The sequence below is a fragment of the Myxococcales bacterium genome (assembly GCA_012517325.1).
In the GTDB taxonomy this organism is placed as follows: Bacteria; Lernaellota; Lernaellaia; order Lernaellales; family Lernaellaceae; genus JAAYVF01.
Genome location: JAAYVF010000122.1, coordinates 44,832 through 56,113, shown reverse-complemented (window position 1 = coordinate 56,113; position 11,282 = coordinate 44,832). Strand labels below are relative to the sequence as shown.

Below are 11,282 nucleotides of genomic sequence, written 5' to 3'. Positions count from 1 at the left end.
TTTTCGGTTTAATCAAATCATCCTAGCAAATTTGGATTCGTTTGCGGAAGCAATTCCCCGCGGCACGCGTAAGAATTGTTTGTTTTGCCGCGACGGATGGCAGGCGGTGAAGTAATGATCGCGGCTACCGCTCGCGTCGCCGTTCGATGAACCGCCGCCGTTCGCCGCCGGCGCGGCGGTCGGGCATGACGGTCGGGTCGTAGGCTTCGCTTTCGTAGGGGATCATCCAGCGGGCTTGGTCCTTCTTGCGGAAATACAGCTTCAGGTGGTTGAGGATCACGCCGCGCGAGGTGCCGACCGTGCGGGAGTATTTGAAGCGGGTGTCGGAGCCCACCTTGATGCGGCTTTTGAGCAGGCCGTGGATTTCCGCGAAATTCAGATTCTGCCCGAAGCTCAGGTAGGCCGAGCCGACCTCCATGACGCGGTGCGCGTCCGAACCCGCGCTGACGGACTTGTCGAGAATTTCGCTGAGCATGAACGCCTTGAAATTGCGGCTGTCGGCGATGTGGCTGTTGATGACCTCGACCAGATCGAGGTGCTTGAGAAAATCGGGGTCCATCAGCAGTTGTTTGCGGCTTTTGTTGAAATTGAAGTTCTTCCAGCCCGGCGCGAACGGATGGGGCAGGCAGACGATCGCCCCGTATTCCTTGGCGGACGGCACCAGCGTGGTGAACGACCGGTCGAGCACGGCGAAGAACCGGCTGCGCTTGTGCGGTTCGACCTGGTGAACGTAATAATCCTCGAGCTGCTCGGGCGAATCGAAATAGAGCAGAAATTCCATCCGTTCGCGGCTACCGATTTCAATGGCCGGGATGGTGACGGCGCGGCCGGTTTCCCAGAGGGCGATGGAGCCGCGGATCTCGTTGTGGTCGCAAACGCTGATGCCGTAGCGGCGGCGTTCGGCCACTTCGACCAGTTGGGGGACGGTGATCTGGGCGTCGGAGAAATTCGTGTGGACGTGCATGTCCATCGCGGGAACGCGCGGTCCGTCCACGACCGGTTGGTGACTTTCCTCCCCTTCGGACATTTTTTTCTTCTCCTTACGAGCGTTTTATTTCGCCGGCCAGCCGTTCAGGCCGGCCGCAAAAACCCGCACGTCGCGCCGGCCCCAGGCGCGCAGGCAATCGGCCACGCGATAGGGTCGGCCGTCCCAAAGGCCCTGGCCGAACACGACGACGGTTTCGTCGGCGGCGGGCGGCCAATTCGGCGCGCCCGGCTTGCAGGCGGCCAGGGTCAGGTTGACGGCCTGGGGCAGGGTGCGGCCGGCGAATTCGGCGGCCGGGCGGGCGTCGATCAATCGCAGGTTGGCGCCGGTCGCCAGCAACGCCGCCAAGTCTGGCTGGGCGATCCGCGGCACTTGCTCCTGCTTTGTGCCCACGATCTCCTGACCCCGCTTTTTCCAGCCGTCGATGCCTTCCTCGTAAACGTAGACCCGCGAGTAGCCGAAATCGAGCAATCGCTCGGCGACATAGGAGCCGATGCCGCAGTGACCGCCGTTGCAATAGGTGACGATCGGCAAATCGCGGTTGGCGGGCAATCCGGCCGGCTCGGCTTTGTCGAACTGATAGCCGGGCAGATTGACGGCGGTCGGAATGTGTCCGGCGGCGTAGGGTTCCTCGGCGCGCGTGTCGACCACCAGCAGCGGCCCCCCCGCGTCGATCATCGCCGTCAGCCGGGCGAAGTCGATCCGTTCGTAGGAATCGCTCGCCACGGCCAGGAGCGGCAGCAGCGACAGCAGGAGGATCAGAAACGAAAAACGGGTGACTCCGTTCACCTTGCCTCTCCAGGTTAGTTCCGGTATAAACATGACCGTTTGCGGCAAACTTGACAAGATGGGCGGGCGAACCCTAGAATCCGCCCCCGGCTCGAAAAATTTCGTTATGCAAGGAGAGGCGATGGATAAGCAAGCGTTGTTGAAATTGACGGTGGTCAAGCTGCGCGAGGAAGCGCTGAAAATTCCGAATATCTCCGGCGTGCACGGAATGAACAAGCAAACGCTGCTCGACGTGTTGTTCGATCACTTCGGCATTCCGAAGGACGTCAAGGAAAGAAAAGACCACGGCGAATTGAAGAAACAGATCGTGGATCTGCGCGCCAAAAAAGCGGAAGTTCGGGCCACCGGCGATAAAAAGCAACTGAAAAAGGTGGCGAAGCGGCTGCACAATCTGAAGCGTCGGACCCGCGACTAACCGCCGATTCGCTCGAGCCGGTTGACGAAACAGACCAAATGAGAGGGCCTGCCTCCCTCTCATTTCTATTTAATCGGCGCGTTACCGCCGCTCGAATTTTCTCATCCCGGATCGTTTTCAGACGGCAAAAAGTTAAAAATAAAACCCCGTCTCGCGAGACGGGGTTTTGCGTGTCCGAAGCGGGCGTGGTCGCCCGCTTTTTTTAAGCGGAACGATCAGCAGCCGCAGCCGCTGTCGTCGTCATCGTCGTCGTCATCGGTCGCCACATCGTTGTCGTCATTGTCGTCATCGTCGACCGAACCGGTATCGTCGTCATCGGGACTGACGTCGTCGTCCGGGGTGGTATCGTCATCGTCGTCGTCATCGTCCGGGCTGGAATCGTCGTTGTCGTCGTTGTCGTCGTTATCATCGTTATCGTCGTTGTCATCGTTATCGTCGTCGTCGTCGTCGTCGACCGGCGTGCCGCCCTCGTAGCCGAGCACTTCGATATCGTCCACTCCCCAATACCAGTCGTATTGACCGTAGTAAGAGAATTGGATGCGCACATCGCTGTGGTTATCGGCGTAATCGCTCAGATCGACCTCGGAAATTTCCTCCAGGTCGTCGGTGTAACTGGCGACTTCGACCCAGGCGCCCTGGTTGACGCTGACCAGAACCTTGGAGAGCTGCTCGCCCATGAAGAGGTTGAAATTGGCGAAGCGCAGGAACACGCCCTGGTAGTAGCCGCAATCGATGCTCGGGCTGTTCAATTGTTCGTTGAGAATGGGCAGGCTGCCGGCGCAATCGGAGTCGGCGATCATGAAGGCGCCGCTCATCACCGACGAACTCCGTTCGCACTCGTTGGCGACATTCCAGGTCTTGTTGTTGCTGCCGCCGTTGACGATTTCCCAATCGCCGATGCTCTTGCTTTCCCAATCCTCGAAGAAAATGGTATTGGGACCGATCGGCGTTTCGGCGATTTCCACCACGTTCGTTTCCTGGTTGCCCAGGCCGTCGGTGGCGCGCACGACGTAGAAATATTCGGTGTTGTTGACGACGGTGTCGTCGTTGTAGGTCAGCGCGGAGGTCGTGCCGATCGGCGAGCCGAACTCCTGGCCGCCCGAGGTTTCGGCGCGATAAATCCGATAGGTGATCGGACCGTGATCGTCCGTGGCCGCGTCCCAGCTCAGAACGATCAGGTTGTCCATGCCCGTCGAATCGGTGACGCCCGCGAAGTCGGGCGGCGTCAGATCGACCGCGACGTCGGCGGTTTTGTCTTCCGGATCGCCGCTGCCGGTGTCGGCGTCATGGTACAACACGGTGACGGTGTCGTTTTCCTCGATTTGAATCTGGCCGTCGCTCTTACGGGCATCCGCGGCGGTGTCGATGGTGCCGCCGAACGCGCCAGTGTCGGGAGCCAATTCGGTCAGGGTGACGGTTTCGCCGGAGGGTTCGGCGTCGCTGGTCACCGAAACGGTCATCGTTCCGTCGCCGGACAGGTCGGCGTCGGCCACCATGATGTGGATGGTGTAACCATCGCCCACGAGGGCCGGGGTGACGTTCAGCACGCCGTCGGAACTGGCGGAAGTGACCACCACTTCGTCCTGGTTGGGCAGGTAATTTTGCGCGGTGACGGTCAGCAGGTAATCGCCGGGGGAGGCGATCGGGGTGTCCCAGGTCAGGTTGACGGCGCCGGAGGCGTCGGTGAGCGCCGCGGCGATCACGTTGCTGTCAACGCTCAACGCGACCAAGGCGCCTTCCACCGGGCCCTTGGCGCTGGTGACGCCGGCGCTGTAGGTCGTCGAACCGTAGAACAGCACACCGGTGTCGGCAACCGTCAGTTCGCTGGGCTGATCGGTCCACAGCGGCACCGTGGCGTCGCCGAGGATGATGTACTTTTCGAAGTATTCCTGCGACAGGCCGCCGCCGCTCAGGTAGGTCCACAGTTCCATCATGCCGTAGGTGGTGAACTCGCCGAGCGTGTAATAGTGCCGGGCCAGCGAGGTGTCGAAGAGGCCGTCGAAGTAACGGCGCTCGAGGATGTCGTCCTCGGTCCACTGCGTGTAGGTCGAGGCGCCGTAGAAGGCGAAGCCGCCGGCGGCGATGCGCACCCAGGTCTCGCCGAAGCATTCGTCCATTTCGTAGCTGTTCGTCAGGCAGGCGTGGCTGGCGACGAACGGATAAACCGTATTGGTCAGGCTGCGTACTTGCGTTTGGCTGACCGGCGGACCATCGGCCCAACTGGTTTCGGAACCATGGCCGCTGTAAATCAGGTAATCGAGGTTGGCGTTGATGTCGGCCAACACCTGGGCGGTCGTGGCGCCGCTGTGGGTGTAGCGCTTGGTGGAGACGAAAGGCACGTCGTCCAGATAGGTGCTGATCACGTAATTGTGGGTGCCTTCCGAGATGGAATAGTTGTCGTTCGAAGCCATGAAGGTGGCGTCGAGGAAGTCGGCCGGATTGGTCCAATCGCCCCATTCGTAAGCGAGGGTTTTGTTGACCATGTTGGCCAACTGGTCGGCGGTGCGGACCGGGAAGCGGCTGTAAAACATTTCGGGGAAGTAGTCCGTGTCGTCCACGGTGACGTAATAAAGGTCGGAAACCTCCAGCACCTGCCAATAAGGAATGGTGTTGGTATCGCCGATGAACAGCACGAAGGCGGGCGGAATCGTCCAGTTTTCGTAGGCATCGACGATGTAGGCTTTGATCGCTTCCTTGGTCGTGCCGGTTTCGTCGGTGGAAACCAGCGTGACGTCGAAGCCCTTCTGACCCTTCCAGGCCAGCAGGTCTAAAAGGTCGCCGTTGGCTTCAAAGGCCGGCGCGGTGATGACGAGCAAGCCGCCGGGCACCGTCATCGGCGGCACGGTCGGTTTGGCGCCCGCGGCGCGGATGGCCAGGTGATTGATGAAGAGGCCTGCGGCCAGGCCGTCGAACGCCGGCTGCGCCAACGCGGTGTCGGTCAGATCGCCGGCTTTCTGGGCCGACGAGGCGAAGTCGACCCGGACCACCATTTCAACCGCGACTTTCAGCAGATTGTCCGCCGGGTTGTATTGGAACGGCGAAATGGTCAGCGGCATGAACCGCATGCCGCGCATCGTACCGACTTTGCCGAGCTGGGTCGCCGGGCCGGTAAAGGTGGAAATCGCGTAGGTGTCCGGATTGTAGGCGAAGGGGGCGTTTTCCAGCGCGCCGGGGATTTTGTCGACCGGGGCCTGGGTCGGCCAGATCGAATAACCGTCGTAGTCGTTCAGGTCGACGGTTTCATACTTGGCCGAAACCACGCTCAGTTTCGCGCCGCCCGTGGCGGGAAGCTGAACCAGTCGGGTGATGACCGGCAACGAAGGGTCGCCGACCACCGGCACGACATCGGTGTCGGGCAACACGATATTCCAGTAATAATCGCCGTCTTGGGTCTTCATCGGTTCCAGGGTGAGGGAACCGATTTCCACGGCCATGGTGACATGCTGACCGTCGGCTTCCACCATGCGGAATTCCAGCGGTTGATTGCCGCCGAGGTCAATGAATGCCGCCATGGCCGGCAAAGTCCAAAACAGGACAGCCAGGGCAGCCAGCACAGTACTAGTTGGGTGTTTCATGGATAGTAGTCCTTTCGCCCGCGGATTGAAGGCAGAGTCCTCATGTTAGCCGAACCGACGATCAGGAACCGGGATTCCCAATCGACCTACCAGCTTATCCCAACTCACATTTTTATGCAAGTTACGGAAATCGGAAACGATTGTCCATGAACCCGGAAGGTTGCGGCATTTGGAAAGCCTCCGGCCGCGTGTTAAAGTAAATCCAGACATTATTTCGGTTGACGAGGAAAACCATGGTTGCGCTGATTGTGACGATTATCCTGATGCTGGCGGTTTCGTTCTTGTGTTCGCTGAGCGAAGCCGCCCTGTACGCGGTGCCGGCGGTGCACGTCGAAACGCTCCGCCAGGATGGCTCATCCCTGGGTCGACGGCTGGGAAGGTTGCGCGAGCGGATCGAGCAACCGATCACCGCCATCCTGTTTTTGAATACCTTCGCCAACACGATGGGCGCCGCCATCGCCGGCGGTTTGTACGGCGAACATTACAATCCCCAAGACGTTTGGCTGTTTTCCCTGGCACTGACCCTGGCCGTGCTGCTGGTCGGCGAGATCGTGCCGAAATCGTTCGGGGTCGGCTACGCCCGGCGGCTGATCGGCCTCTTGACCTGGCCGATCCAGGCCATGGTCTGGATGCTTTATCCGCTGGTCCGCGGCGGCGAGGCGATGATGCGTTTTCTGATGCCCCGCCAACGGGCGGCGGGCCCGAGCGAGGAAGACATCCTGACGGCGACGCGGATGGGCGTGCGCGGCGGCACGATCCTGCCGCGGGAAGCTCACTGGGTGGCGCACGTGCTCAAGCTCAACGACGTGACCGCGGCCGACATCATGACGCCCCGGCCGGTGATGACGACCTTGACCGACAACCTGACGGTAGGCGAGTTGCGCGAACGAATTTCGTCGATCGTTTTCAGCCGCATTCCGGTGACTTCGGAGGACGGTCCCGATCACATCACGGGCATCGTGTTGCGCCGGCGGATCGTCAACGATCTGCTGGCCGGCAAGCTGTCGACCCGTCTCAGCGAATTGCAGATACCGGCGAAATTCGTGCCGGCCACGATGCACGGCCATCAATTGCTGCATTTTTTCATCACCGAACGGATGCACCTGGCGATCGTCGTCGACGAATACGGCGGCACGATGGGGCTGGTGACGCTGGAGGACGTGTTGGAAGCGATGATCGGCGAGGAGATCGTCGGCGAATTCGATCCGCACCCCGACTTGCGGCAATACGCCCGCGAAAAAGCCCTGGCCGGCATGAAGGATTCCTGAGCCGCCCTCTGGCATTGCCGGCCCCGGCGGTGCAAAATGGCGGCAACCCGCAGGTCTTGGCCGGCCGCGAATCGCGCTTGGGAGTGAAACGAATGCGGAAAACGATTTTCTTGTTGGTCTGTTTGAGCTGGTTGTGGATGGTCAACGCCTGGGCGGAGGATGATGCCGCGGCGCCGACTCCCGAAGCATCGCCCGCGCCGCCGGTCGAGCAGGTTCAAGTGCCGGCCGAAAAGGTGGCCCTGGTCAGCCCGATCGACAACGGACCGGTGGAAGGTTGGCGGATCGAGGCGTTTTCGACCTTGGGCGTCGATACCGATTTCTGCTACCTGAATGCTTCCGAAACCTATTACCAGAAACTGATCGCCACCGATCCGCGCACCGGCTATACCGGCTATCTCGACGATTTTCCGCCGAACCTGAAACAGCCGCTGCCGCTCAAAGTGGTGGAGAAGATCAAAAAAAAGCTCCCGAAAATGTTCGATCTGAAAAAGCTCGAACCCTGGGACCGTTACGAAATCCTGGCGCAGATCTACCTCTGGCGCGGCCTGCCGGATAAGGACATCGGCAACGCCTATCTGCGGGCGACCTACACGATGCGCGGCCTGTATTACGGCGAAGCCGAGCGCGATCGCGAGCGGGCGTTGCGCAAGCAGGCCATCAAGTACCTGGATCGCGCGTTGGAAAAGGCGCAGTTCCCGCTTTCCGAGTCCTCGCAGGTGAAGTATTTGATCGGCGATCTGTACCGCCGCAACGGCAAATTCAGCGCGGCCATCCGCAACTTCGAGGACGCGGCCAAAATGAAAAACAAGCCGGAATGGCTGGACGAGATGATCATCCGCCAGAAGGCCCGGGCGTACGCCTACGACGACAACTGAGCGGCGGCTTTCTTTTTCGTGAAAAACAGCGTTTTTCTCCGCCCCGGTTGGATTTTTGTAACGATTTGTGTTTCCGGCCGGTGATCCATACATTTAATTGGATTTCGGCAATCGAGGAGCGCTGGCAGATGAGATTCACTCGAATCGTCTGGATCTTGGGGTTGTTGGCGGCGGTCGTGTTAACAAATGCGCCGTCCGCCTGGCCGTGCGGCATGTCCACCCACTGCGAAACGACGGTCCGCGCCGTTCACTATTTCGCCGCCGCGGATCATCCGGAATACGCGCAATACCTGAGCGATCACCCGGAAGCCTATCAGGCCGGATCGCCGTTCCCGGATTGGGGCTACTCGTTCGGCTATCCGGACGAATCCGAAGCCGCCCACTGGGCGCCGTTTCTCGAGGCTTTCGCCCAACACATTCACGATACCTATCCGCAACCCTGGAACGAGGAAACCAAGCGGACCGTGGCCTTTCTGTTCGGCGCGATTTCGCACTCGATCGCCGATATCGACTGGCACGGCATGAGCGGCGTCGCGGAGGGCTTCATCGACGAGATCAGCAACCAGGAAACCCACGGCGATTGGAGCGCGGCGCATTCGATCGCCGACGCGGGCGGCGAGTTCGTCGACAGCCACGAGCGCGACCTCGATTGGCTGGTGCTCGACTGGTATTTCCCGCTCGAGGATATCGTCGCGGTTTATGAAAACCAGGGTTTCGACACCGTAACCGTCGAGGTGTTGCGGCAGCGGGTTTACATTCTGTTGCTCGGCGCGCTGGGCAACAAAATCGGCGGCCGCTTCCTGTTTCCGCAATACGCCAAGGATTCGCCGTTCCTGGTGGAGGAATACCAGGATTATTTCGTCAGCGGGCTCGACGGCATGGCGATTCAAGTGGAGCGCGAGTGGCAAAAGTACATCGGGTATCTCGAAAACGGTGTCCCCGACCGGGAACGCGAAACCGCGGCGATGCATTCCGGCGACGCCGGCCCGACGCCGGCCGACGTGGAAGCCGGCCTTTGGCTGTTGCGCCAGGGGCTGCTGACGATTCGCGCCGAAAAGACGCCGCGCGGCGTGCTCTTTCAAGCCGAAGTGTTGCCGGCGATGTTGGAAAAAACCGCCGGTCCGGGGCGCGAAAAGGAAACGCCCGACCTCGAATTCACGACCGATCGACCCTACAGCTACCTGGGTAAAAGTTTCGCCGACGGCGATTTCGACGGTGACGGCAGAGGCGATCTGGCCATCGGCGCTCCCGGTTACGGCGAGGCCGGGCAGCCGCAGCTCGGCGCGGTTTATCTTTACAACGGTCGGAAAAGCTGGTCGGGCGATTTGGCAACGGCCGATGCCGATTTGATATTGACCGGCGCCGATCCGATCGGCCGCTTCGGCTGGGCGCTGGCCGTCGTCGACCTCAACGCCGACGGACGCGACGACCTGGCCGTTTCGGCGCCGACCGTGGGCGGCGAGGACCTGGGCTTCGAGGGCCGCGTGCTGGTTTATTTCGGCGGCGCCGGCGGCTTGTCCGCCCAGCCGGATCTGACTATCGACGGCACGGCCTTTCATCACAATCTCGGCTATTCGCTGGCGAGCGGCGATCTCGACGGCGACGGGTTCGCCGACTTGCTGATCGGCTCGCCGTACGGCGAGTTCACCGACCGGCAACGCGGCCAGGCGATTGTCTTTTTCGCCGATGCGTCGTGGCCGATGACGAACCTCACCGCCGACAACGCCGATTGGCAGGCGGTCGGCGCGGCCGGTTACGATTGGTTCGGGTATGCGATCGGCTTCGTCGATCGCGGGGCCGGCGGCCGGTGGCTGCTGGTCGGCGCGCCCGGCGCGGACAACGGTGAAGACCAGGCGGTCGGAAAATTGTACGGCTACGATTTCACCGGCGGGTTGCCGGATACGCCCGGCTTCACGCTGACGGGCGAGGCGCAATTCGACAAAGCCGGCTCGGCGATGGCGGCCGGGCCTTTCGCGGGCGACGAACGCGATCTGCTGGCCGTGGCCGCGCCGACGCGCGCGGTCGGCAATCTGCTCCAGGCGGGAACGGTTTACGTGCTCGACATGGATTGGCTGGCCGGCGAACAATCGCTCGGCGATTTTGCCGATGCGGGTTTGATCCAAGGCGACGAAAAATTCGCGCGCCTCGGCTGGCGGCTCGCCGCGGGCGAGGTCAACCAGAGCGGTCGACTGGACCTGCTGGTTACCCAACCCTGGGCGCGCACCGACGCGGGCGACGTCGCAGGCAAGGCATATCTGTTTTTCGGATCGCCCAACTGGCCCCAAAGTCTCGACCCGGAGGTCGATGCCGTTTGGCGGTTTGAGGGGGCCCGGCAATGGATGATGCTCGGTCGGCAGGCGATGTTGATCGATCTCGACGGGGACGATATCGCCGATCCGCTGTTCGGGGCCGAGCGTGATGGCCTGGTGGCGCGCCACGGCGGCACGGCCCTGCTGTTCCTCACGCCGATTCCCCGGCCCCTCTCCCTGACCCCGTCCGTGGCGGCGCCGGGCGAAACGGTTTCGTTCACGATCCAGGGAAGCGGGTTTGCCGGCAGCGGCCTGTTTTGGACGTTGAACCAGAATGAATTCTCGTTGGAAACGGACGACTTCACCACGCCCGATGCGGAGACCATCGCCTTCGATCTGACGATCCCGGCCGACGCCCCGCTGGGAAAATACGATCTGACGGTCGGCAATGATTTCGGCGACGGTTCCCTGGCCGGCGCGCTGACGGTGCAGGAGTCCGCGGACGACGACACCGCCGACGACGATACGAGCGCCGACGATGACAACGATGACAACGACGATAACGACGATAACAACGATAACGACGACAACGACGATTCCGCCGGGAGCGGAACCGGCGACGATGACGACGACAACGATTCCGGTTGCGGGTGTTGAGGCGGCGGAAACGAGGATCGCGGCGAGGTCTCGCTTGACGTTCCGCCGGGCGAGGCATGAAATAAAAAACGGTTCTGCGGATTCGCTATAAACGGCGGGAAAGCCTTTCATCAACTCAGCGGGAAACGGAGGAAACCATGCCACTGGTGAAGTGTCCCGATTGCGGCAAGGAAGTGAGCGACCAGGCGCCGACCTGTCCTCAATGCGGGCGGCCGCTCAAGGCGCAGCCCAAGCCGGCGGATAGCCAATCCGGCATGTCGTCCATGGAAAAATGGTGGCGCCTGAGCGCGATTCTGTCCGTCTTTTCCATGGTTTTCTCCATGATTTTTTCGTTCTTCGGCTGGTTTGGCCGATTGTTCCGGCGCGACTGACCGCCATCCCGGCGGCAGGCCGAGAGCAGCCGGTCGATTTCGTTTGTCCATTGACACCGCGGCGACTTCAACGCCGGATTTGCCAGCGTTTTCTTTAC

At 61.3% G+C, this 11,282-nt stretch carries 8 protein-coding genes; 5 read left to right on the top strand and 3 right to left on the bottom strand.

The window, feature by feature from the left end; translation table 11 throughout:
• Window positions 1–124: 124 nt before the first annotated feature.
• Window positions 125–1,027 (bottom strand): hypothetical protein, encoded by a 903-nt coding sequence (locus GX444_20070; protein ID NLH50879.1) that lies wholly within the window; start codon window positions 1,025–1,027, stop codon window positions 125–127.
• A gap of 24 nt (window positions 1,028–1,051) precedes the next feature.
• Complete coding sequence (locus GX444_20065) at window positions 1,052–1,774, bottom strand: rhodanese-like domain-containing protein (protein NLH50878.1); 723 nt, start codon at window positions 1,772–1,774, stop codon at window positions 1,052–1,054.
• A 121-nt stretch (window positions 1,775–1,895) separates the two neighbouring features.
• On the opposite strand from GX444_20065, the gene GX444_20060 reads away from it, so the two are divergent.
• Window positions 1,896–2,189: a hypothetical protein gene (locus tag GX444_20060; GenBank protein NLH50877.1), complete on the top strand. Its 294-nt coding sequence runs from the start codon at window positions 1,896–1,898 to the stop codon at window positions 2,187–2,189.
• A gap of 215 nt (window positions 2,190–2,404) precedes the next feature.
• Here the strand turns inward: GX444_20060 and GX444_20055 are convergent, their stop codons facing one another.
• Window positions 2,405–5,764, bottom strand: coding sequence for a hypothetical protein (locus tag GX444_20055; GenBank protein NLH50876.1), 3,360 nt, complete (start codon window positions 5,762–5,764; stop codon window positions 2,405–2,407).
• Window positions 5,765–5,997: 233 nt separating this feature from the next.
• Between GX444_20055 and GX444_20050 the strand changes: the two genes are divergently transcribed.
• From GX444_20050 to GX444_20035, 4 genes are all read left to right on the top strand, one after another.
• Window positions 5,998–7,032: an HlyC/CorC family transporter gene (locus GX444_20050; protein ID NLH50875.1), complete on the top strand. Its 1,035-nt coding sequence runs from the start codon at window positions 5,998–6,000 to the stop codon at window positions 7,030–7,032.
• A 92-nt stretch (window positions 7,033–7,124) separates the two neighbouring features.
• Window positions 7,125–7,907, top strand: a complete 783-nt coding sequence (locus tag GX444_20045) for a DUF2225 domain-containing protein (protein NLH50874.1) — start codon at window positions 7,125–7,127, stop codon at window positions 7,905–7,907.
• Window positions 7,908–8,035: 128 nt separating this feature from the next.
• A complete protein-coding gene (locus GX444_20040) occupies window positions 8,036–10,813 on the top strand; it encodes a hypothetical protein (GenBank protein ID NLH50873.1) in 2,778 nt (925 codons plus the stop codon).
• 137 nt (window positions 10,814–10,950) lie between these two features.
• Entirely contained in the window at window positions 10,951–11,184 is a 234-nt protein-coding gene (locus GX444_20035) for a zinc ribbon domain-containing protein (GenBank protein NLH50872.1), read from the top strand.
• Window positions 11,185–11,282: the final 98 nt, after the last annotated feature.